The organism is Burkholderia sp. Bmkn7, from assembly GCF_041103175.1.
Taxonomy (GTDB): domain Bacteria; phylum Pseudomonadota; class Gammaproteobacteria; order Burkholderiales; family Burkholderiaceae; genus Burkholderia; species Burkholderia cepacia.
The window spans coordinates 1204805-1226080 of record NZ_JBGCUH010000003.1 but is presented as its reverse complement, the minus strand read 5'-3'; the positions used below and the strand labels follow the sequence as shown (position 1 = coordinate 1226080).

The window sequence follows — 21276 nt, the reverse complement described above, 5'->3', positions numbered from 1 at the left end:
CTTCTGCGTGCGGCTGTAGCTCAGTTGGATAGAGTACTTGGCTACGAACCAAGGGGTCGTGGGTTCGAATCCTGCCAGCCGCGCCACTTTTTTCGAGGGCCTTCCGAACCGAAGGCCCTTTCAGTTCGAAGCAGTAGAAGTTTTGTTTTGCGTGCGGCTGTAGCTCAGTTGGATAGAGTACTTGGCTACGAACCAAGGGGTCGTGGGTTCGAATCCTGCCAGCCGCGCCACTTTTTTGGGAGCCTTCCCATCGCAGAAGGTTCCGACAGTCAAGCAGTACCGTTTTGCGTGCGGCTGTAGCTCAGTTGGATAGAGTACTTGGCTACGAACCAAGGGGTCGTGGGTTCGAATCCTGCCAGCCGCGCCACCTTAAAAGGGCTTTCCTCCGGGAAAGCCCTTTTTCTTTTCCGCCTCCCCTTCCCTTGCTTACGACACGGCCCGCTTACAGGCGCCCTTGTCCAGGCCACGCCGCACGTTCGCCCTTCGTGCCGCACAAATGAAAACGGCGGCCATATTGGCCGCCGTCGATCAATCGCCCGCTCGTGCTCCGGCAAGCGTCAATAATCCTGCCGCTCGCGCTCGATCCGCATGCCGCCGTCATGGCGCGCGTGCGCGCCGTCGTCGGTCGAACGCTCGCGCATGATCCGCATCACGTCCGGATTGGTCCGCACGCGCCGCATCACGTTCGCAAGATGCACGCGGTCGCTGACCTGGATCACGAAGCGCAGTACCGTCGATTCGTGCGTCAGATCCTCGTCCATCGCGATATGCACGATATTCGCGTCGGCCGACGTAATGTCCGCCGCCACGCGCGCAAAGATGCCCTTCGTGTTCTTCACGAGCGCCTTCACCGCGACATCGAACAGGCGGCCCGGCTGCGGCGCCCATTCGACGTCGATCCAGCGGCCCGGATCGCGGCGATGAATCCGCTGCGCCACGCGGCAATCGGTCGTATGAATCGCCATCCCCAGGCCGATGCCGATGTAGCCCATGATCGCGTCGCCCGGAATCGGCCGGCAGCACGCGGACAACTGCACGGACATCCCCTCGGTGCCGGTAATCACGACCGGCGGCGCATGGTGCGCGGGATGCCGCTCGGACTTCGGCAGATCGTCGTCCGCATCGCGGCCGCTCATCAACACCTCGATGCGCTTGGCCATCACTGCGGCAACGCGACGGCCGAGGCCGATGTCCGCGAAGATTTCCTGACGGCTCTTGTTGCCCGTCCACTGCACGAGCTTCTCCCACACCTCCGGCTCGACATCGGCCAGCGCGAGACCATAGCCCTTCAGGCTCTGGTCGACCAGCCGCTCGCCAAGCTGCACCGACTCGTTCAGGCGCATCGTCTTCAGGTAGTGACGGATCGCCGAGCGCGCCTTGCCGGTACGCACGAAGCCGAGCCATGCGGGGTTCGGCTTCGAATACGGCGCGGTGATCACCTCGACGATGTCGCCGCTCTTCAGCTCGGTGCGCAGTGGCAACAGCTCGTTGTTGATCTTCACGGCCACGCACTGGTTGCCGAGATCGCTGTGGATCGAATACGCGAAATCGAGCGCCGTCGCGCCGCGCGGCAGCGCCATGATCTTCGACTTCGGCGTGAACACGTAGACCGCGTCGGGGAACAGGTCGATCTTCACGTGCTCGAGGAATTCGCTCGAATCGCCGGCTTCGCTCTGGATGTCGAGCAACGACTTCAGCCACTGGTGGGCGCGCTTCTGCACGTCACTGAGATCGGCGCTGCCGTTCTTGTACAGCCAGTGCGCGGCGACCCCCGCCTCGGCAATCTCATGCATCTTGCGCGTGCGCACCTGGAACTCGATCGGCGCGCCGAACGGACCGACGAGCGTCGTGTGCAGCGACTGATAGCCGTTGATCTTCGGGATCGCGATGTAGTCCTTGAACTTGCCGGGCACGGGCTTGTACAGCGCGTGCAGCGCGCCGATGCACGTGTAGCAGTCGAGCGGGCTGTCGACGACGACGCGAAAACCGTACACGTCGAGCACCTGCGAGAACGACAGCTGCTTGTCGCGCATCTTGCGGTACACGCTGTAGATGGTCTTTTCGCGGCCGGTGATCTCGGCGTCGATCTTCGCGTCGGCCATCGCGCGCTGCGCGGCCTCGAGAATCTTGCTGATCACTTCGCGGCGGTTGCCGCGCGCCGCCTTGACGGCCTTCTCGAGTGTCGCGTAGCGATGCGGGTTGAAGTTCGCGAAGCTCATGTCCTGCAGCTCGCGATACGTGTTGTTCAACCCGAGGCGGTGCGCGATCGGCGCGTAGATATCGAGCGTCTCGCGCGCGACGCGGCGGCGCTTTTCCATCGGCACCGCGCCGAGCGTACGCATGTTGTGCAGGCGGTCGGCGAGCTTGACGAGGATGACGCGCACGTCGCGTGCCATCGCGAGCAGCATCTTGCGGAAGTTTTCCGCCTGCGCTTCCTCGCGACTGCGGAACTCCATCTTGTCGAGCTTCGACAGGCCGTCGACCAGTTCGGCGACCTTCGGGCCGAACCGTTCGGCCAGCTCGCTCTTGGTCACGCCCTGGTCTTCCATCACGTCGTGCAGGAGCGCTGCCATGACGGCCTGCGCGTCGAGCTTCCAGCCGGCACAGATTTCCGCGACGGCGACGGGATGGGTGATGTAGGGTTCGCCGCTCTGGCGATATTGACCGAGGTGGGCTTCGTCGCTGAAGTGGAACGCCGCCTTGACCTCTTTGATTTCTTCCGGAGCGAGATACTCGGCCAGCACGGCCGTCAGTTTCGCGATCGAAACGACGCCGTGCTTGCGCGGCTGCTCAGGTGTGGCGGTCGGCCCGAACAGATGCCGGAAGGACTGTTCGAGGACCGCGTCGATGTACTGGCGCGCAGGCGACTGGGCCGTGGCTTCGGTGGTCGAATCCGCGGAGGCGGACGATGGGGTGGTGCTCATATTCGCCTCCAGGTCGAGTCGTTGCGCGCGTGGATTACATGGCTGGAACGGGCCGGATGCGCGTTACACCGGCACCTTCTTCAGCATCTCGACGCCGACCTGGCCGGCAGCGATTTCGCGCAGCGCGACGACGGTCGGCTTGTCGCGGCTTTCGATCTTCGGCGTATGGCCTTGCGCGAGCTGCCGCGCGCGATAGGTGGCGGCGAGCGCCAGTTCGAAGCGATTCGGGATTTGCTTCAGGCAGTCTTCGACGGTAATGCGAGCCATGTTGGTAATTCCTTCTGAATATAGTCCTTATTCTACCTTATGTCCCTCGTCCCCCGCGTCATTCCGCGTGGGGCAGATGGATGCCGAGCTCGATGAACAGCTCCGTGTGTCGCGCGTACTGCGAAGCAAAGCGCAGGCGCGTGGCCGCGACGATGCATTCGAGCTCCGCGAGCGCACGCTCGAAATTCTCGTTGATCACCACGTACTCCGCTTCCGACGCGTGCGCGATCTCGCTGCCGGCGGCGAGCAGGCGGCGCGTGATCACGTTCGGTTCGTCCTGGCCGCGCTTCTTCAGGCGTTCCTCGAGTGCGTCGAGCGACGGCGGCAGGATGAAGATGCCGACCGCGTTGCGGAACTGCTTCTTCACCTGCAGCGCGCCCTGCCAGTCGATCTCGAGCAGCACGTCGTGGCCGTTCTTCATCTGCTCTTCGATCCAGACGCGCGACGTGCCGTAGTAGTTGCCGTGCACTTCCGCGCTCTCGAGGAATTCATGCGCCGCGTGACGCGCGCGGAAATCCTCGACCGTCGTGAAGTGATAGTGCCGGCCGTCCTGCTCGCCCGGGCGCGGCTTGCGCGTCGTGTACGAGATCGACAGGCAGATGTCGTTGTCCTTCGACAGCAGCGCATTTACGAGCGTCGACTTGCCGGCGCCCGACGGCGCGACGACCATGAACAGGTTGCCGGGATAGACGCCGCCGTGCAGCGAATGCGACGCGTGGACGTCGCGGGTGGATTCGGTCATGTTGCTGTTACTCCAGGTTTTGCACTTGCTCGCGCATCTGCTCGATCAGCAGCTTCAGCGCCATCGACGCGTCGGCCAGTTCCTTCGCCGCCGCCTTCGAGCCGAGCGTGTTCGCTTCGCGATTCAGTTCCTGCATCATGAAGTCGAGACGCTTGCCGACGCGGCCGCCCTTCTCGATCACGTGACGCGTTTCATTCAGGTGCGCGGTGAGACGCGACAGCTCTTCCGCGATGTCGATCCGGATCCCGTACATCGTCACTTCCTGACGAATGCGCTCCGCGGCTTCCTCGCGCGTGACGACCGTCGAGCCGCCCTCGGGCGCCGCGAGGCCGAGCGCTTCCTGCAGCCGCTCGACGATCTTCTGCTGATGCTTCGCGATCAGCTCCGGCACGAGCGGCGTGATGCGCGCGACAATCGCTTCCATCTCGGTGACGTTCGACAGCAGCATCGTCGCCAGTTGCGCGCCTTCGCGCGAACGCACGACGACGAGCTCGCCGATCGCTTCCTTGCCGCACGCGAGCACCGCGTCGCGGATCGCTTCCGCCGACACGCCGCTTTCGGCGATCACGCCGGGCCAGCGCAGGATCTCGCCCGCGCGCAGGCGGCCGACGCCCGGGAACGTATCCAGCACCGAGCGCTCGAGCTCGGCGAGCTGGCCGAGCGCCGACTGGTTCAGCGCGCCGGCGCCGATGCTCTGCTCGCCGCGCTGCAGGTTGATGCGGATGTCGACCTTGCCGCGCGACAGCTTGTTCATCAGCATTTCGCGCAGCGCGGGTTCGCACGCGCGCACGTCGTCCGGCATCCGGAAATTCAGGTCGAGGAAGCGCGAGTTCACGGTGCGCAGTTCGACCGACACGCTGGTGCCGCCGTTACCGGTGGCCGTCGCGAGTTCGCGCGTCGCGCTCGCGTAGCCCGTCATGCTGTAGATCATGGTTCGTCTCGCCGTCTGGGTGCCCTCGCGGGCGGGGATATGTCGAGGCGCCCGGCGCATCGGAAAGCGCGGGGCGGGAAGCGCGCATTATCCCATTTTTGGGAACCACCCCGCCGGGCAAGCCCGCCGTTCGGCGCTAAAATCGGGGTTTCCTCTCGTTCCGCGATTCCCACATGACGTCCTCCGTTTCCCGCCCGAGCGGCCGCCGCGCCGACGAACTGCGCAAGGTCGCCCTCACGCGCCACTACACGAAACACGCCGAAGGCTCGGTGCTGGTCGAATTCGGCGACACCAAGGTGCTCTGCACCGCGAGCGTCTCCGAACGCGTGCCCGATTTCCTGCGCGACCGCGGGCAAGGCTGGCTGACCGCCGAATACGGCATGCTGCCGCGCGCGACGCACACGCGCAGCGACCGCGAAGCCGCACGCGGCAAGCAGACCGGCCGCACGCAGGAAATTCAGCGCCTGATCGGCCGCGCGCTGCGCGCCGTGTTCGACCTCGAGGCGCTCGGCCCGCGCACGATCCACATCGACTGCGACGTGATCCAGGCCGACGGCGGCACGCGCACGGCGAGCATCACCGGCGCGTTCGTCGCCGCACACGACGCCGTGTCGACGCTGATCGCGGCCGGCAAGCTCGCACGCTCGCCGATCACCGACCACGTCGCCGCGATCTCGGTCGGCGTGTACGAAGGCGCGCCCGTGCTCGACCTCGATTACGCGGAAGATTCGCGCTGCGACACCGACATGAACGTCGTGATGACCGGCGCCGGCGGCTTCGTCGAAGTCCAGGGCACGGCGGAAGGCGTGCCGTTCTCGCGCGCCGAGATGAACGCGCTGCTCGACCTCGCGCAAGGCGGGATCGCCGAACTCGTGCAGCTTCAGAAAGACGTGCTGGGCGCCTGATATGCCGGACGACCACACCATCGCGCCGCTGTCGCGCATCGTCCTCGCGTCGAACAACGCCGGCAAGCTGCGCGAATTCACCGCGCTGTTCTCGACGGTCGGCATCGAGATCGTCCCGCAGGGCGACCTCGCGGTGCCCGAGGCGGACGAGCCGTTCGGCACCTTCATCGAGAACGCGCTGACGAAGGCGCGTCACGCGTCGCGGCTCACCGGGCTGCCGGCGATCGCCGACGATTCGGGCCTGTGCGTGCGCGTGCTGCGCGGCGCGCCGGGCGTCTATTCGGCGCGCTATGCGCAGCGCGCGGGCCGCGACAAGGGCGATGCGGCGAACAACGCGTATCTCGTCGAGCAGCTGCGCGGCGTCGACGACCGGCGCGCATACTATTGCTGCGTGCTCGCGCTCGTGCGCCATGCGGACGACCCCGAGCCGCTGTTCGCCGAAGGGCGCTGGGCGGGCGAAATCGTCGATACCCCGCGCGGCGAGCACGGATTCGGCTATGACCCGTATTTCTATCTGCCTTCGCTCGGCGCGACGGCCGCCGAACTCGAACCGGCCGTGAAGAACACGCACAGCCACCGCGCGCTGGCGCTGAAGGCGCTGCTGGCGCGGCTCGCGGAGGAGGCATGAGCATGCCCGATACCCCTTCGCTGCGGGAGGTTGCATGAGCCAGGCCGCGGAAACCGGCGCACGCGTCGTCGCGACCTTCACGTCGCCCGGCCAGGTGCGGCTCACGTCGCTGCCGCCGCTCGCGCTGTACGTGCATTTCCCGTGGTGCGTGCGCAAGTGCCCGTACTGCGATTTCAACTCGCACGAATGGAAAGGCGAACGGTTTCCGGAAACCGAATATCTCGACGCGCTGCGCGCCGATCTCGAGCAGGCGCTGCCGCTCGTGTGGGGCCGGCAGGTGCATACGGTGTTCATCGGCGGCGGCACGCCGAGCCTGCTGTCGGCCGCCGGCCTCGACCGGCTGCTGTCCGACGTGCGCGCGCTGCTGCCGCTCGACGCCGATGCCGAGATCACGCTCGAGGCGAATCCGGGCACGTTCGAGGCCGCGAAGTTCGCGCAGTTCCGCGCGAGCGGCGTGAACCGCCTGTCGGTCGGCATCCAGAGCTTCAACGAAACGCACCTGAAGGCGCTCGGCCGGATTCACGACACCGCGCAGGCGCGCACAGCCGTCGAGATCGCCGCGAAGAACTTCGACAACTTCAACCTCGACCTGATGTTCGCCCTGCCGAACCAGACGCTCGATGAATGCCGTACCGACATCGAAACCGCACTGTCGTACGCGCCGCCGCATCTGTCGCTGTATCACCTGACGCTCGAGCCGAATACGCTGTTCGCGAAGTTCCCGCCGGTCGTCCCCGACGACGACGCGTCGGCCGACATGCAGGAATGGATTCACGCACGTACGGCCGAGGCCGGTTACGGGCGCTACGAAGTGTCCGCGTATGCGAAGCCGAATCATCAGTGCAAGCACAACCTGAACTACTGGCGTTTCGGCGACTATCTCGGGATCGGTGCGGGCGCGCACACGAAGCTGTCGTTCCCGAACCGGATCCTGCGGCAGGCACGCTACAAGCATCCGGCGACCTTCATCGAGCAGGCGATGGCCGGCACGGCCGTGCAGGAGGAGCGTGAAGTCGGCGCGCGCGACCTGCCGTTCGAGTTCATGCTGAACACGCTGCGGCTCGTCGAGGGCTTCCCCGTGCACAGCTTCGCCGAGCGCACCGGCCTGCCGATGAGCACGATCGAGCCGGCACTGCAGGAAGCGGAACGGCGCGGGCTGATCGCACGCGATTTCGCGCAGATCGCGCCGACGCCGCTCGGCCAGCGTTTCCTCAACGACCTGCAGGAATTGTTCCTGCGCGACGATTGAGGGCATGAAGATCGCGGCATTTCGGTTACAATGCCGCCTCGTGTGGAAGCGTGGCCGAGCGGTTTAAGGCACCGGTCTTGAAAACCGGCGACGGGAAACTGTCCGTGAGTTCGAATCTCACCGCTTCCGCCAGGAAGTTTGCCAAACCCCGTCCATTCAGCGAATGACGGGGTTTTTTGTTGGTTCCCGCACGGCTTTCCCCCACGTTCCGACGTGTCCCGCCGGATGCCGTTACAATCCGGCGCTCCGATTCGCGAAACGGGAACCCCACGTCATGAAGCCCCTCATCGTCTCGTCGCTCGTCGCCTTGCTCGCGGCCGTCAGCACGCACGCGGCAGCCGACACCGCGTCCGGCAGCGCCGCGCAAGCGTCGTGCGCGATCGCATACGTGTCCGGCGTCGGCGGCTCGCCGCGCGGCCTGAGCGAATACCTCGCGAGCCCGTCGCCGTACAACTACCTGAAAGACAACGACCTCCAGTGCAAGGTGGGAGACGACGGACGCACATCGAACTGCACCGGCGTGACCTACCTGCGCAACGAACAGGTAAGCGTGTACGACGATTCCGATCCGGCGACGCTCACCGTCGTGGCACGCGTGGAGCTCGACCACGGCCAGAAATACCCGGTGATCATCGTCGTGCAGCGCAAGGACGCCCGCTGCAAACAATGATGCAGCGCCGCGCACGAACCCGTTCGTCGAAACGGCACGTGCGTTCGCGCCGGGTTCTCGCGCGGCATCCGAGCCACCGGCACGGGCAGCAGCCCGTCATCGCGCCGCAGCGCGCCGGAAGCCTCCCGGCCAGCCGCTCGATCACCTAGAATTCGATCAACACGGCGACACGACCGCCGCCGCGTACTCGATGCCGCGCGCGCCACCCCTGCGTGCGGTACACGGAGATCGCCATGACCGAACTGTCGATACCGACGGAACACGTCGATTACGAAGGCTTCGAGGTCCATGTCGTGCCGGCCGCCGTGCCCGGCAGCGACACGCGCTACACCTACACTGGCTACGTATGCCATCCCGGCGCGAATCCCGCGTTACCCGGCCACGCGGTACCGTTCCATGCGGACGGCGAAGAAAGCTTCGCAAGCCTCGATGAAGCCGTCCACGAAGCCGTGCATGTCGGCAAGAGCATCATCGACGGCACGCACCCCGACCTGTCGGTCCTGTCACTCGTCACGCACGGTTTCTGAACCGGGCGGCACGCGTCGCTGACGATTGCGCGGGCGTCTCCCGCGGTGCAGCCCGCGGCAACCGATGCGCGCTGCCGAACCGTCGCCAAGCGCCTGTGTGCCGGTCGCGCTCCTCGCCTTGCTTTCAACCGTGCAACAAGCGCGCCGGGATGCGGACGTGCGGCAGCCGCGCGAGCGTGCCGTCACATGTCACGTCACATCGCGATACGCGGGCGCACGCTGCGTCGCCATCAGCGATCGCGACACCCGGCATCGCCCGTTATGCGTTTCTCCCGATGCCGGCTCGCGTCCGTGCGCCTATCATTTTTTTATAGTCACTTCTGGCTAGCCTCCCATGCGCCCCCTTTCCCGTTCGCGCGTCGACCGGCTGCGTGCAGTTGCACTGGCCGTCGTCGCCATGCTCGCGGCGTGCACGATTACGCCACCTCCGTCGCTGCACTCGATCCTGACGATTCCGTCGGTCACACGCACTGGCAGCCTCGACCAATACCGCGTCGAAGTCGCGCAGCGTGTCGCCGAACGCAATCCGTCCGGCATGCTGCACGGCACGCCGCAGGCCATGCTCCGTTCGCTCGTCGTCGTGGCCTTCACCGTCGATGGCAGCGGCCGGCTCGTCAACGCGTCCGTCTATCGCAGCAACGGCGACAACGAAGCGGAAGCGCTCGCGCTCGCGTCGCTGCGCCGCTCGGCACCGCTGCCGCCGCCGCCGTCGCGGCTGCTCGACGGCAACGGCCGGCTCGAAATGATGGAAGGCTGGCTCTTCAACGACGACGGCCACTTCCAGTTGCAAAGCACCGCGTCGGCGCAGGCGCAATCGATCGACTGACCGGCCCGCCGCACCGCGATTGCCGGTGCGCGGCGGCGCTGGCTATAATTTTCCGCAATCGCGCGGCCATCACGCCGCGCGCGCGTTCGTGCGCCCCACCCGGCATACGAGCCGATCACGCCGGCACCGGGCGGCGGCGACGTACCCGTCTCCATCGTCGACCGGCGGGTGACGTCCGCGCCACGGCGCGCGTCCACGCCGCTACCGCATCATCCGCTCGGCTGCCCCCGGCAGGCGTCCGCCTGTCCAACCGCACGCCCAGCCGACCGCCCTAACGACAAAACGGAGACATCCATGTCCGCATCCCCCCCGACCGTTGCACACGCAACCGGTTCGGCCGGCGCCGTCAGCCACCGGCGCATCGTGTTCGCGAGCTTCATCGGCACCGCGATCGAGTTCTACGATTTCTATGTGTACGCAACGGCTGCCGCGCTCGTCATCGGCCCCGTATTCTTTCCACACGGCTCCGCGACCGCACAGGCGCTGTCCGCGTTCGTCACGTTCGGCATCGCGTTCATCGCGCGCCCGATCGGCTCGTTCCTGTTCGGGCACTTCGGCGACCGCATCGGGCGCAAATCGACGCTCGTCGCGTCGCTGCTCGTGATGGGCGTATCCACCACCGCAATCGGCTTCGTGCCCGGCTACGACGCGATCGGCACGCTCGCGCCGGTGCTGCTGTGCGTGCTGCGCTTCGGCCAGGGGATCGGCCTCGGCGGCGAATGGGGCGGCGCCGCGCTGCTCGCGACCGAGCATGCGCCGCAGGGCAAGCGCGGCTGGTTCGGCATGTTCCCGCAGCTCGGGCCCTCGGTCGGCTTCCTGATGTCGAACGGCCTGTTCTTCGCGCTCGCGTTGTCGCTGTCGGACGAGCAGTTCCGCAGCTGGGGCTGGCGCATCCCGTTCCTGGTCAGCGCGGTGCTCGTCGCGCTCGGCCTGTACGTGCGACTCAAGATCACCGAAACGCCCGCGTTCCAGGCCGCGCTCGATCGCAACGAGCGCGTACGCGTGCCGGTCGCGACCCTCGTCACGCAACACTGGCAGCCGACGCTGCTCGGCGCGCTCGCGATGGTCGTCTGCTACACGCTGTTCTATATCTCGACGGTGTTTTCGCTGTCGTACGGCGTGTCGGCGCTGCATATTCCGCGCCAGAGCTTCCTCGGCCTGCTGTGTTTCGCGGTCGTGTTCATGGGACTCGCGACGCCGCTGTCCGCGTGGGCATCCGATCACTTCGGCCGCAAACCGGTGCTGGTCGTGGGCGCGATCGCCGCGCTGCTGTCGGGTTTCGCGATGGAACCGCTGCTCGGCAGCGGCTCGATGCCGCTCGTCGCGCTGTTCCTGACGATCGAGCTGTTCCTGATGGGCGTGACGTTCGCGCCGATGGGCGCGCTGCTGCCGGAACTGTTCCCGACCAACGTCCGCTATACGGGCGCGGGGGTCGCGTACAACCTCGGCGGGATCCTCGGCGCGTCGATCGCGCCGTACATCGCGCAACTGCTGGCGGCGCGCGGCGGGCTGTCGTGGGTCGGCGGGTATGTATCGGTTGCGGCGGCCATCAGCCTGATCGGCGTGCTGCTGATGCGCGAAACGCGCGACGCGTCGCTCGTCTGAGTCTCCGGGGCGACCCGGGTTGTGCGATGGCCGGCGCTGCCTATACTCGATCCTGGGTGCGCCGCCGCGCGCCCGGGATCCCGCCCCGATGGAGCCGCCGCCATGAACATCCGCCTCGGCAATGCCGATCTCGTCCTGATCCTCGCGCTTGCGCTCGGTGGCGCGCTCCTGCTCGCGCTGCGCTTCCGGCCGAAGACGTGGCGCGGCCTCGTGTTCGAGGCGCTGCTGGCGAACCTGGCGGCGATCGCCGCCGTCGTCACGGTCGAGGCGCTGCTCGCCTGAACCGGCCCGCCCCGCTTCGTCACGCGGTCAGTCGCGCGCGCAGCGCGCCGTAGGCCGGGCAGACCGCACCGATCGCGTCCAGCGCCTCCCCGACCGACGGCACCGTGCCCGGCTCGCCGATGGACAGGGCAGTCGGCGCGCCGCCGATCCCGCAATGGTGCCGTGACGTCGCAACGAAGATCATCACGGTCGGCCGCTGCAGCGCGTGCGCCATGTGCACGAACCCCGTATCGACCCCCACCACGAGCGCAGCCCGGCCAAGCGCCGCGCCGAGTTCGCGCACCGTCATCGCGGGCAGCACGACCGCCCCCGGCGCGCGCGCGGCGATGTCCTGCGCGTCGTCGTGCTCGGCAGCCGATCCCCACGGCAGCAGCACGCGCACGCCGCGCGCCATCATCTGCTTGGCGAGCGCGGCCCAGTGATCGGCCGGCCATTTCTTGTCGGGGTTGGACGTCGCATGGAACAACAGCATGAACGGTGCGCCGTCGGTCACGGACGTCGGCAGGTTCACGTCCTGCGGCGGGACGATACCGTACGTCGCGACACCCTCGGGCGCGTAACCGAGCGCCTCGCCCGCGCTCACGCGCATCCCGTGCCACGCATCGCAGTCCGGCCGCGGGCCGAAGCGATGCGAATACGCGAAGCGGGCGCCCGTTTCGCCGAGATCCTGCGTCTGGTAGCCGATGCGGCGCGCGGCGCGCGCCAGCACCGAAATGATCGCGCTCTTGTAGACGCCGTGCAGGTCGATCACCGCATCGTAGCGGTGCGCCCGCAGCGCGCCGATCGACGCCGAGATCGCCTTCAGGTCGCCGCGATTGCGCATCTTCTTGAAACGGCGCAGCGGCGCGCAAAGGACACGGCTGACGCCCGGATGCCAGCGCACGACCTCCGCGCACGATTCGTCCACCGCCCAGTCGACCGTTACGCCGGGAAAGGCGCGATGCAGATCCGCCACGACAGGCAGCGTCTGGACGACGTCGCCGAGCGACGTCACTTTCACGATGAGGATGCGTTTCACGTTTGCGGGGAATAGCCAGCCATTTGGGGATGCTAACGACGGATACCCGCCGCGAACATTACTCTTGAATTACATTTGCAACGAAATGCTACAAGCTTGCGAAACCCTGTCGCCCACTGTGCGGCCCCGGTTCCTTTTTATAATGTCTCCTTTGCCCGATGGCCCCGCCGATGCCACGCCCCGCGCTTGCCGCCCTTCCCGCCCTGTTTCCCGCCCTCACCCGTCGCTCGTTGAGAATCTGGCGCCAGTACGGCGTTTTCTGGCTCGGCGCGATTGTCGTCGGCCTCGCGGCCGTACTCTACGCGCGACTGATCGACTGGGGCTACGAAAGCTTCCGCACGATGCGCGATCACGCCGCGTGGCTGCCTCTGCTGCTGACGCCGGCAATCGCCGCGGTGTCGGTATGGATCACGCGCCGCTTCTTCCGCGGCGCCGAGGGCAGCGGCATCCCGCAGGTGATCGCGACGCTGCATGCGCGCCCGAGCGCGTTCGGCTCCCGGCTGCTGACGCTGCGCATCCTGTTCGGCAAGGTGCTGGTGTCGTTCCTCGGCATCCTCGGCGGCTTCACGATCGGCCGCGAAGGGCCGACCGTGCAGGTCGGCGCGGCGCTGATGTTCAACCTGCGGCGCTTCTACCCGCGCTCGAACGCGCAGATCGAACGCCAGCTGGTGCTCGCCGGCGCGGCGGCCGGGCTGTCGGCCGCGTTCAATACGCCGCTCGCCGGGATCGTATTCGCGATCGAAGAGCTGACGCGCAGCTTCTCCGCGCGCGCCAGCGGCGTGCTGATCACCGCGATCATACTCGCCGGCGTCGTCGCGCTCGGCCTGAACGGCAACTACACGTATTTCGGTACGATCGATGCCGGCCCCCATTTCCCGAAACTGCTGGCGCTCGCCGTGCTGGTCACCGCGATCGTGACCGGGATCGCGGGCGGGCTGTTCTGCTGGCTGCTGCTCAACACGGGGCGCTGGCTGCCCGCGCGGCTGCTGGGCCTGTATCGCGAGCGGCCGATCGCGTTCGCCGCGCTGTGCGGCTTCGCGATCGCCGTCGTCGGCCTCGTATCGGGCGGCACGACCTTCGGCAGCGGCTATGCCGAAGCACGCGGCCTGCTCGACGGCAGCCAGCATCTGTCGGTGTTCTACCCGTTCCTGAAAATGGTGTCGATGGTCGCGTCGTACCTGCCGGGCATCCCCGGCGGGATCTTCGCCCCGTCGCTGTCGATCGGCGCAGGGTTCGGCAATCTGCTGCACGTCGTGTTCAGCAACATGAGCCTGCCGATGCTGATCGCGCTCGCGATGGTGGGCTACATGGCGGCCGTCACGCAGTCGCCGATCACGTCGTTCGTGATCGTGATGGAGATGATCAACGGTCACGCACTCGTGATTTCGCTGATGGCCACCGCGTTGGTGTCGAGCCGCGTATCGCGCTTCTTCGCGCCGCCGCTCTACGAAACGCTCGCGCTGCGCTATCTCGCGCCGCCCGTCGCGGCCGCGGAACCGGCTGCGGCAGCCGCGGCGAGCACGACGGTTGCAACCGGCGTCACCGAGCCGCAGGATGCGGCCGCCGCGCCCGCCGACCCGCTCGACACGCTGCGCGACGAAGGCGGTGAAGTGCCGCCCGCCACAGCACCGACCGAAGGCGCCACCGGTGCGCCCGCGCCGCACGACGACGAGCCGGCCGCGGCCGGGACCAACGACGCGGCGCAGCCCGGCCCGCGCGACGCTCAGTAGATCACGACGGGTGCCGGCCGGTAGTACACGGGCCGCGCCGGCACGACGATGCACCCGGCCAGCGTGATCGCGACGAGCGCGATGGCGATTGCGGTTCTTTTCATCGCCCGCCTCCATCACGCCCAGTGGCCACGGGTCCAGAACCAGTTCGGACCGCGCTGGTCCCAATGGCCCGGCACCCATTGCATGCCGACGCGCTCGGCCTCCCAGTGGCCGCCGATCCACACGTAGCGGCCATGCTCCCAGTGCCAGTGCCCGCGATCCCACACATAGCCCACGCGCGCGGACGGCACGACCTCGTAGCGCACCGGCGGCGGCGCATTCGGCGCGACGATGACGACTTCCTCGGTGCGCACGGCGACCGGCTCGGCGACGACCACGCGGCCCTGCGGCGCGATCACGGGTGTGCCGACGAGAATCTCGTCCGCATGCGCGGCAAGCGGCGCGACGACGGCTGACAGGCTCGCGGCAAGCAGGGCGAGCGAAACGATACGACGTTGAACAGTAGAGACAGCCATCACAACCTCCAGGTTGAACAAGTTACGCGAGCGTATTCGTTCAATGCGGGAGGAGCGATAACGGCCGACAGGCGCCGTGTTACGGCGTGCCCGAAAGTGCAACAGGGCGTAAGACGCGCACGGCGGCGACTGCCGCCGTGCGGAGGGACACAGGTAGCACTCAGGCCTGCGGGATCTCGATCTTCACTTCGAGGACTTCGAGATCGTCCTGGCGCTCGAGGCTCACGCGGATGTCATCGTTCGAAATATGGACGTACTTCGAGATGACCGCGACCAGCTCCTTCTGCAGCGCCGGCAGGTAATCGGCCGGCGGGCGGCCGCCGACACGCTCGTGCGCGATGATGAGCTGCAGGCGCTCCTTCGCGACAGACGCGGACTTCTTCTTCTCACCGAGGAGAAACGAAAGGATGGACATTGGCGGCCTCCGTTACTTGCTGCCGAAGAGGCGCTGCAGCAGGCCCGGCTTCTGGTAATCGGTGAAGCGCAGCGGCTTGTCTTCACCGAGGAAGCGCGCGACGACGTCCTTGTACGCTTCCGCCACGTCGGTGCCGTCGATATGCACGGCCGGCAGGCCCTGGTTCGACGCATGCAGGACGGCTTCCGACTCGGGCACCACGCCGATCAGCTTGATGCGCAGGATCTCGCTGATGTCCTCGAGCGACAGCATCTCGCCTTCGCTGACGCGCTTCGGGCTGTAGCGCGTGATCAGCAGGTGTTCCTTGATCGGATCCTTGCCTTCGGTCGCACGCTTCGTCTTCGACGACAGGATGCCGAGAATGCGGTCGGAGTCGCGTACCGACGACACTTCCGGGTTCGTGACGATCAGCGCTTCATCCGCGAAGTACATCGCGTGCAGCGCGCCCGCCTCGATGCCGGCCGGCGAATCGCAGACGATGTATTCGAAGTCCATCGCGGCGAGGTCGTTCAGCACCTTCTCGACGCCTTCGCGCGTGAGCGCATCCTTGTCGCGCGTCTGCGACGCCGGCAGGATGAACAGGTTCTCGCACTTCTTGTCCTTGATCAGCGCCTGGTTCAGGTTCGCTTCGCCCTGGATCACGTTCACGAGGTCGTACACCACGCGGCGCTCGCAGCCCATGATGAGATCGAGGTTGCGCAGGCCGACGTCGAAGTCGATCACGGCCGTCTTGTGGCCGCGCAGCGCGAGACCGGACGCAAAGCTCGCGCTCGTCGTCGTCTTGCCCACGCCGCCCTTGCCCGAGGTCACCACGATGATTTTTGCCATTTACCCAATACCCTGTGTTCGTCAATGAGAGCCGATCGATCCGGAGCGCACCGCGTGTATTACGTCAGGCGCAGCGGTTCGATCATCAGTTTTTCCTCTTCGAGCCGGATCTGCACCGCTTTCCCCAGTACATCGGCGGGCAACGGGTTCTCGGTTGTCCGATAGATACCCGCGATCGAAATCAGTTCCGGCTCGAGACACGTGCAGAAAATGCGCGCGTCGTGATTGCCGTGCACGCCCGCGAGTGCGCGGCCGCGCAACGGCGCGTAGATGTGGATATTGCCTTCCGCGATGATCTCCGCGCCGTGACTGACCGGCGCGAGCACCACGAGGTCTCCTTTCGCGTAAATCTGCTGCCCCGAACGCAACGGCCGGTCGATCACGAGCGTCTGGCCCCCCGGCTGGTTCGACACCGGCACCGGCTCGGACGCCTGCTCGGGCGCCACCGCGGCTGCCGCAGCGACGACGGCCTCGGCGACCGGCGACGCTTCCGCGCCCTCGGCCGGTTTCGCGGCCGGCACGCGGCGATCGCGCGCCTCGAGCAACGGCAGGCCGGCTTCCCCCGCCCAGCCCTGCGTGGCCAGCGCGACGACACCCACCGGGCGCATCCGCACGTCGTTCAGCATCTGGCGGATGTCCGCCAGCGCGACGCGTTCGCCGTCCGCCAGGCGGCGGACGTCGATCGCGACGACATCGTCGGCGAAAAACTCGGGAGTCGCTTCGAAGCGCTTGACCAGTTCGGTACGCAACGCATCGAGATCGGTCGTCTTCACGGTGAACAGCAACGTATCGACCGATCCGCTGCGCAGCTCGAAGAATGGCGATTTTTTAAGCGACATGGACACTCTGCAAAAATTTTTTGCGTATTTTACAGGCGTCCACGCGCGCGGCCATTATTTTTGGGGAACCGGGTTGCGGCGCACCGGGCGGGTGCGCAACCGGAGAGCGGGCTGGCAAGGGGGCTGGCAAGCGGGCGACCGGACCTTCATCGCGCCGCGCGGCCCGCGTTCTGACGTCGCGTCAGTGTTTCACCTGCGACACGTACAGCGATTTCATCGCGCCGGGCATCCGCGCGATCGGCGCGTGTTCGCCGGTGTTGCCGAAACCCGCGCGCTCGTAGAAGCGGATCGCGTTGCGGTTCGCATCGGCAATCCACGCGTAGACGTCCTGGGCGCCGCGCTCGGCGAGCCAGGCGGTGGCCGTCTCCAGCAGCAGCACGCCGCCGCGCAGATGGCGCACCGCGTGCGCGACCCACAGCTCGCTGACGAACGCACGCCGATCGGGCGTATTGTCGAAATACGCGCCGATCATGCCGGCCGGATGGCCTTCGGTATACAGCAGGAAAGTCGTCGACTCGTCGGACACGGCGCGCTGCGCGGCGATCGCCGACGCTGCGTCCGTTTCGACGTTCAGCAATTCGGCCTCCGGCGCTTCGCCGGGCGCGTAGGGCTCGCGCAGCGATGCAGCGCGGAGTTCGCGATACACGCCGCCCTGGTCGGCAACGATACGACGAACGGTCAAGGTCGAACTCATGCAGGCACACCCTTCGGACAGCAAGCTATTAGCTTCAACCGAAAGCGGGGCATGAGTCAAATCGTAATTTTCAAATGGCGGCGCGAATCGAAAGGCGGCAGGCCCTGCGGGCGGCCACGCGGCCAACCCGTGTGCAGGTGCAGCATCGGCGCATCGATGCGGCAACCGGACGACCTCCGCGACGGCTTCATGCGACACCTGGCGCCAGTCGCCTTGCGGCACGAGGCAGCCGCAGGTCGGGACCCTTGCATTTCATCATGAAAGGCGTAATGAACCGTAATATTGGTAACGTCGAAGCAAGCGACATGGGTCACCATCCCGCTCCGCATATTGCGACGCAACATTTGTTGCGAACCCGCAGCGTCGATGCCCGTCCTCGTCACGGCACGCCATCCGTCTGACAAACCTGCCGCCCGCGCGGGCCGATCCGGTCATTCCCGCATGTTTCAATCGGCGTGCGCGGGCCCTTCCCTGCCTGCGCCGCACGCGCGCCGCCGTTTGGAGCCGCACGCCTAGTGCCGGAGTTTGGCAAGCGTGCACATGGGTCGTATAACAGGCAGAACCGGACGACGATCCGGTTCAACCGCGCGTGCGTCGCGGGCCAACGAGAATTCGAACAACCATACAGGCGGCCGCCTTCGGGCCGGCCCGCAGGAGGGAGACAATGGCAATGACCGACGGATCGGCTTCGGGCTGGTCGGATGGCAAGCGTTACCTGTGGCTGCTCGGCGCGCTGACGATCACGCTGCCGATTCTCGCCGCCCAGCTCGCGCTGTCGACGGGCCTGCACGTGTTCTGGTGGTTCGGCCCGCTGTTCGCGTTCGGCGTGATCCCGATCCTCGACACGCTGATCGGCGACGATCGCGACAATCCGCCCGAGGCCGTGGTGCCGCACCTCGAACGGGAGCGCTACTACCGGCTGATCGTCTATCTCGCGACCCTCGTCGAATACGTCGCGTTCTTCGCGTGCGTATGGATCGTCGGCACGCACGCGCTCGCCTGGTACGACTATGTCGGCTTCGCGCTGTCGCTCGGCGCCGCGACGGGCATCTCGATCAATACCGCGCATGAACTCGGGCACAAGACCGACCGCTTCGAGCGCTGGCTCGCGAAGATCACGCTCGCGCCGGTCGCATACGGCCATTTCTACGTCGAGCACAATCGCGGCCACCATGTACGTGTCGCGACGGCCGAGGATCCGGCGAGCGCGCGCTACGGCGAATCGTTCTGGGCCTTCCTGCCGCGCACCGTGAGCGGCAGCATCCGCTCCGCGTGGCGGCTCGAGAAGGCCCGCCTCGAACGCCTCGGGCATTCGCCGTGGACCTGGCGCAACGAGGTGCTGCACGCATGGGCGATGACCGTCGTCGTGTGGGGCATCGCGATCGCGATGGCCGGCAAGGTCGTGATCCCGTTCCTCGTGATCCAGGCCGTCTACGGCGCGTCGCTGCTCGAAGTCGTGAACTACGTCGAGCACTACGGGCTCGGCCGCCGCAAGCTGCCGAACGGCCGCTACGAACGCTGCACGCCGCAGCATTCGTGGAACAGCAATCACGTCGTCACCAACCTGTTCCTGTACCAGTTGCAGCGGCACGCCGACCATCACGCGAATCCGACGCGCTCGTACCAGGCGCTGCGCCACTTCGACGATTCGCCGCAACTGCCGGCCGGCTACGCGACGATGATCCTGTTCGCGTACGTGCCGCCGCTCTGGTATCGCGTGATGAATCCGCGGGTGGTCGCGCACTACGGCGGCAACATGGCGCAATCGAACATCAAGCCGTCGATCCGCGCCCGGGTGCTCGCGCAATATCCGGCCACGGCTTGATCGCGGGGGCCGGGCCGCTGGTAGCTTGGCGTCGGCGCGTACCGCCGACAGCCGATGCCGCGCCGGCCCCCGGCTTCGTTCGAGCCGGGCACGACGGCGCCCCCGTCACGCCATTTCCGGCAACCTGAACACGGCAACCGCATGCCGCAGCGCGCTCGCCTGCTCGGCGAGTGCCTGCGTCGCGGCCGATGCCTGCTCGACGAGCGCCGCGTTGCGCTGCGTCGCTTCGTCCATCTGCGTGACCGCGATGTTCACCTGCTGGATGCCGCCGCTCTGCTCCTGCGACGCGGACGAGATCTCGCCGACGATCGTCGTGACGCGCTGCACCGCGCCGACGATCTCGTGAATCGACTCGCCCGCCCGGCCGATCAGCACGGCGCCTTCGTCGACCCGCCGCGTCGACTGCTCGATGAGCCCCTTGATCTCCTTCGCGGCGGCGGCGCTGCGCTGCGCGAGCGTACGCACTTCCGCCGCGACGACCGCGAAGCCGCGCCCCTGCTCGCCCGCGCGCGCCGCCTCGACCGCTGCGTTCAGCGCGAGGATGTTGGTCTGGAACGCAATGCCGTCGATCACCGCGATGATCTCGCCGACCTTCGCCGAGCTGTCGGCGATGCCGTTCATCGTGCCGACGGCATCCGACATCACGCCGCCGCCGGCCGCCGCGATCGTCGATGCGTCGCGCGCCAGCTGCGCCGCGTGCTGCGCGTGCTCGGCCGACTGGCGGACGATGCCCGTGAGTTCGGTCATGCTGGCGGCCGTCTCCTCGAGCGACGCGGCCTGTGCCTCGGTACGCGCCGACAGATCATGATTGCCCGACGCGATCTGTGCGCTCGCCGTCGCGACGGCTTCGGCGTGCGTACGCACTTCGAGCACGACGCCCGACAGGCTCGCCTGCATCGTCCGCAACGCGCGCAGCAGGTCGGCGATCTCGTCGCGGCCGGCCGCGTCGACGTCGCGCGTCAGGTCGCCCTCGGCGACGGCCTGCGCGCATGCGACCGCGCGGTCGAGCGGACGCAGGATCGCGCGGCTGAACAGGAACGCACCGACCATCGCGACGCCGAGCACGACCAGCATCAGCACGAGGCTCGCGACAGTGGCGTGCTGCGCATCGCGGCTCGCCTGCGCCGACACGGCGGCACTCTCGTCGGCAATCGACTTCGCGGCCCGCTCCAGCAGCACCGCGGGTTCGCGGTCGACGCCCGCCACGGCGGCATCGCCGGCCGACGGCTCGAAGCCGGCCGCCTTGAACGCGTCGAACCCGCGCCGGTAACCCTCGCCCATCGCCGTGTGCGCACGCATGAACTGCTCGACGAGCGAGCGGCTCTCGCCGGGCGGCAACTGATGAACGAGCTGCGCGGCGAGCGTATCGACCGTGTGCTCGCGCGTCTGGAACGCCTGCCAGTACTGGTCGAGCTTCGCGGGCTGCTTGCCGCGCAACAGCGTGTCTTTCCATTCCTGCACTTGCAGCTTGAACTGCACGAGCGTGGCCGACACGAGCCGTTCGTCGCCGACGTTCGTCTGCACGTCGTCGGCAAACGTATCGATCGATCGATTGAGAATATGGATGCCGTACAGCGCGCCGCCGAACATCAGCAGCAGCGCGACGGCAAATGCGAGGGGAATCTTGTAGCTCAGCTTCATGGGACCTTGGATCGACGGGAACGGTGCAGCAAGCGCGGGCTTAAAGCTGAAGAAAGCGGCAAGGACAGGACGTGCACGCGCCGCCCCGATCCGGACAGGCTGGACCGCCGACGCTGCCCACTGCGCAGCAAGACGTATGGGACACGGTCGCTATCGCATCGGCACATTCCGATGCATCGACGGTCGATGCTGTTGCCGCCACCACGCCTTGA

At 66.9% G+C, this 21276-nt stretch carries 21 protein-coding genes and 4 tRNA genes; 14 read left to right on the top strand and 11 right to left on the bottom strand.

Annotation, left to right across the window (positions count from 1 at the left end):
- Positions 1-9: 9 nt before the first annotated feature.
- The 3 genes from AB3K92_RS27180 to AB3K92_RS27170 all read left to right on the top strand — a co-directional run bounded on the left by AB3K92_RS27180 (position 10) and on the right by AB3K92_RS27170 (position 367).
- Positions 10-86 (top strand) — tRNA-Arg (locus AB3K92_RS27180).
- 67 nt (positions 87-153) lie between these two features.
- Positions 154-230 (top strand) — tRNA-Arg (locus AB3K92_RS27175).
- A gap of 60 nt (positions 231-290) precedes the next feature.
- Positions 291-367, top strand: a tRNA-Arg gene (locus tag AB3K92_RS27170).
- A gap of 190 nt (positions 368-557) precedes the next feature.
- Here the strand turns inward: AB3K92_RS27170 and AB3K92_RS27165 are convergent.
- The 4 genes from AB3K92_RS27165 to AB3K92_RS27150 all read right to left on the bottom strand — a co-directional run bounded on the left by AB3K92_RS27165 (position 558) and on the right by AB3K92_RS27150 (position 4864).
- Positions 558-2924 carry a bifunctional (p)ppGpp synthetase/guanosine-3',5'-bis(diphosphate) 3'-pyrophosphohydrolase gene (locus AB3K92_RS27165; RefSeq protein ID WP_021164124.1) on the bottom strand — a complete coding sequence of 789 codons (2367 nt, stop codon included), beginning with the start codon at positions 2922-2924 and terminating at the stop codon, positions 558-560.
- A gap of 63 nt (positions 2925-2987) precedes the next feature.
- Positions 2988-3191: a DNA-directed RNA polymerase subunit omega gene (gene rpoZ / locus AB3K92_RS27160; protein ID WP_006025620.1), complete on the bottom strand. Its 204-nt coding sequence runs from the start codon at positions 3189-3191 to the stop codon at positions 2988-2990.
- A 58-nt stretch (positions 3192-3249) separates the two neighbouring features.
- Entirely contained in the window at positions 3250-3933 is a 684-nt protein-coding gene (gene gmk, locus AB3K92_RS27155) for a guanylate kinase (protein WP_021164125.1), read from the bottom strand.
- 7 nt (positions 3934-3940) lie between these two features.
- Positions 3941-4864: a YicC/YloC family endoribonuclease gene (locus tag AB3K92_RS27150; RefSeq protein WP_124922140.1), complete on the bottom strand. Its 924-nt coding sequence runs from the start codon at positions 4862-4864 to the stop codon at positions 3941-3943.
- A gap of 173 nt (positions 4865-5037) precedes the next feature.
- Here AB3K92_RS27150 and rph point away from each other — a divergent pair, with 173 nt between their 5' ends.
- The 9 genes from rph (at position 5038) to AB3K92_RS27105 (ending at position 11556) form a co-directional block, all read left to right on the top strand.
- Positions 5038-5769, top strand: coding sequence for a ribonuclease PH (gene rph / locus AB3K92_RS27145; RefSeq protein ID WP_021164127.1), 732 nt, complete (start codon positions 5038-5040; stop codon positions 5767-5769).
- Between the two features lies 1 nt (position 5770).
- Complete coding sequence (gene rdgB, locus AB3K92_RS27140) at positions 5771-6397, top strand: RdgB/HAM1 family non-canonical purine NTP pyrophosphatase (protein WP_021164128.1); 627 nt, start codon at positions 5771-5773, stop codon at positions 6395-6397.
- Between the two features lie 34 nt (positions 6398-6431).
- Complete coding sequence (hemW, locus tag AB3K92_RS27135) at positions 6432-7646, top strand: radical SAM family heme chaperone HemW (RefSeq protein ID WP_059485251.1); 1215 nt, start codon at positions 6432-6434, stop codon at positions 7644-7646.
- Positions 7647-7690: 44 nt separating this feature from the next.
- A tRNA-Ser gene (locus AB3K92_RS27130) sits at positions 7691-7778 on the top strand.
- A gap of 142 nt (positions 7779-7920) precedes the next feature.
- Positions 7921-8316 (top strand): hypothetical protein, encoded by a 396-nt coding sequence (locus AB3K92_RS27125; protein ID WP_021164130.1) that lies wholly within the window; start codon positions 7921-7923, stop codon positions 8314-8316.
- A 233-nt stretch (positions 8317-8549) separates the two neighbouring features.
- Positions 8550-8843, top strand: coding sequence for a hypothetical protein (locus AB3K92_RS27120; protein WP_027788108.1), 294 nt, complete (start codon positions 8550-8552; stop codon positions 8841-8843).
- A gap of 334 nt (positions 8844-9177) precedes the next feature.
- Positions 9178-9669: an energy transducer TonB gene (locus AB3K92_RS27115; RefSeq protein ID WP_021164133.1), complete on the top strand. Its 492-nt coding sequence runs from the start codon at positions 9178-9180 to the stop codon at positions 9667-9669.
- Positions 9670-9963: 294 nt separating this feature from the next.
- Entirely contained in the window at positions 9964-11274 is a 1311-nt protein-coding gene (locus AB3K92_RS27110) for an MFS transporter (RefSeq protein WP_175863702.1), read from the top strand.
- 102 nt (positions 11275-11376) lie between these two features.
- Entirely contained in the window at positions 11377-11556 is a 180-nt protein-coding gene (locus tag AB3K92_RS27105) for a hypothetical protein (protein ID WP_021164136.1), read from the top strand.
- 19 nt (positions 11557-11575) lie between these two features.
- Here the strand turns inward: AB3K92_RS27105 and waaC are convergent, their stop codons facing one another.
- Positions 11576-12574 (bottom strand): lipopolysaccharide heptosyltransferase I, encoded by a 999-nt coding sequence (gene waaC / locus AB3K92_RS27100; protein ID WP_369466194.1) that lies wholly within the window; start codon positions 12572-12574, stop codon positions 11576-11578.
- Between the two features lie 170 nt (positions 12575-12744).
- On the opposite strand from waaC, the gene AB3K92_RS27095 reads away from it, so the two are divergent.
- On the top strand, positions 12745-14304 hold the full coding sequence (locus AB3K92_RS27095; RefSeq protein ID WP_060157422.1) for a chloride channel protein: 1560 nt from the start codon (positions 12745-12747) through the stop codon (positions 14302-14304).
- Positions 14305-14420: 116 nt separating this feature from the next.
- Here AB3K92_RS27095 and AB3K92_RS27090 read toward each other — a convergent pair whose 3' ends face one another.
- The 5 genes from AB3K92_RS27090 to AB3K92_RS27070 form a co-directional block, all read right to left on the bottom strand.
- Positions 14421-14822: a YXWGXW repeat-containing protein gene (locus AB3K92_RS27090; protein ID WP_059485255.1), complete on the bottom strand. Its 402-nt coding sequence runs from the start codon at positions 14820-14822 to the stop codon at positions 14421-14423.
- Positions 14823-14982: 160 nt separating this feature from the next.
- Positions 14983-15237, bottom strand: coding sequence for a cell division topological specificity factor MinE (gene minE, locus AB3K92_RS27085; RefSeq protein ID WP_006486661.1), 255 nt, complete (start codon positions 15235-15237; stop codon positions 14983-14985).
- A gap of 12 nt (positions 15238-15249) precedes the next feature.
- A complete protein-coding gene (gene minD / locus AB3K92_RS27080) occupies positions 15250-16065 on the bottom strand; it encodes a septum site-determining protein MinD (RefSeq protein ID WP_042978309.1) in 816 nt (271 codons plus the stop codon).
- A 59-nt stretch (positions 16066-16124) separates the two neighbouring features.
- Entirely contained in the window at positions 16125-16904 is a 780-nt protein-coding gene (gene minC / locus AB3K92_RS27075; RefSeq protein WP_048024177.1) for a septum site-determining protein MinC, read from the bottom strand.
- Positions 16905-17085: 181 nt separating this feature from the next.
- Positions 17086-17598 carry a GNAT family N-acetyltransferase gene (locus tag AB3K92_RS27070; RefSeq protein WP_027788116.1) on the bottom strand — a complete coding sequence of 171 codons (513 nt, stop codon included), beginning with the start codon at positions 17596-17598 and terminating at the stop codon, positions 17086-17088.
- A 664-nt stretch (positions 17599-18262) separates the two neighbouring features.
- Here AB3K92_RS27070 and AB3K92_RS27065 point away from each other — a divergent pair.
- Positions 18263-19423, top strand: a complete 1161-nt coding sequence (locus tag AB3K92_RS27065; RefSeq protein ID WP_369466192.1) for an alkane 1-monooxygenase — start codon at positions 18263-18265, stop codon at positions 19421-19423.
- A 105-nt stretch (positions 19424-19528) separates the two neighbouring features.
- On the opposite strand, the gene AB3K92_RS27060 is transcribed toward AB3K92_RS27065, so the two are convergent.
- A complete protein-coding gene (locus AB3K92_RS27060) occupies positions 19529-21064 on the bottom strand; it encodes a methyl-accepting chemotaxis protein (RefSeq protein WP_021163429.1) in 1536 nt (511 codons plus the stop codon).
- Between the last annotated feature and the right edge of the window lie 212 nt (positions 21065-21276).

Coding starts and splice junctions, on each gene's coding strand:
- rdgB (WP_021164128.1), top strand. CDS start 5,771: ATGCCGGACGACCACACCATCGCGCCGCTGTCGCGCATCGTCCTCGCG.
- AB3K92_RS27070 (WP_027788116.1), bottom strand. CDS start 17,598: ATGAGTTCGACCTTGACCGTTCGTCGTATCGTTGCCGACCAGGGCGGC.
- AB3K92_RS27095 (WP_060157422.1), top strand. CDS start 12,745: ATGCCACGCCCCGCGCTTGCCGCCCTTCCCGCCCTGTTTCCCGCCCTC.
- AB3K92_RS27065 (WP_369466192.1), top strand. CDS start 18,263: ATGGCAATGACCGACGGATCGGCTTCGGGCTGGTCGGATGGCAAGCGT.
- minD (WP_042978309.1), bottom strand. CDS start 16,065: ATGGCAAAAATCATCGTGGTGACCTCGGGCAAGGGCGGCGTGGGCAAG.
- AB3K92_RS27060 (WP_021163429.1), bottom strand. CDS start 21,064: ATGAAGCTGAGCTACAAGATTCCCCTCGCATTTGCCGTCGCGCTGCTG.
- gmk (WP_021164125.1), bottom strand. CDS start 3,933: ATGACCGAATCCACCCGCGACGTCCACGCGTCGCATTCGCTGCACGGC.
- AB3K92_RS27105 (WP_021164136.1), top strand. CDS start 11,377: ATGAACATCCGCCTCGGCAATGCCGATCTCGTCCTGATCCTCGCGCTT.
- AB3K92_RS27110 (WP_175863702.1), top strand. CDS start 9,964: ATGTCCGCATCCCCCCCGACCGTTGCACACGCAACCGGTTCGGCCGGC.
- AB3K92_RS27125 (WP_021164130.1), top strand. CDS start 7,921: ATGAAGCCCCTCATCGTCTCGTCGCTCGTCGCCTTGCTCGCGGCCGTC.
- AB3K92_RS27120 (WP_027788108.1), top strand. CDS start 8,550: ATGACCGAACTGTCGATACCGACGGAACACGTCGATTACGAAGGCTTC.
- minC (WP_048024177.1), bottom strand. CDS start 16,904: ATGTCGCTTAAAAAATCGCCATTCTTCGAGCTGCGCAGCGGATCGGTC.
- rpoZ (WP_006025620.1), bottom strand. CDS start 3,191: ATGGCTCGCATTACCGTCGAAGACTGCCTGAAGCAAATCCCGAATCGC.
- AB3K92_RS27090 (WP_059485255.1), bottom strand. CDS start 14,822: ATGGCTGTCTCTACTGTTCAACGTCGTATCGTTTCGCTCGCCCTGCTT.
- minE (WP_006486661.1), bottom strand. CDS start 15,237: ATGTCCATCCTTTCGTTTCTCCTCGGTGAGAAGAAGAAGTCCGCGTCT.
- AB3K92_RS27165 (WP_021164124.1), bottom strand. CDS start 2,924: ATGAGCACCACCCCATCGTCCGCCTCCGCGGATTCGACCACCGAAGCC.
- AB3K92_RS27115 (WP_021164133.1), top strand. CDS start 9,178: ATGCGCCCCCTTTCCCGTTCGCGCGTCGACCGGCTGCGTGCAGTTGCA.
- rph (WP_021164127.1), top strand. CDS start 5,038: ATGACGTCCTCCGTTTCCCGCCCGAGCGGCCGCCGCGCCGACGAACTG.
- AB3K92_RS27150 (WP_124922140.1), bottom strand. CDS start 4,864: ATGATCTACAGCATGACGGGCTACGCGAGCGCGACGCGCGAACTCGCG.
- hemW (WP_059485251.1), top strand. CDS start 6,432: ATGAGCCAGGCCGCGGAAACCGGCGCACGCGTCGTCGCGACCTTCACG.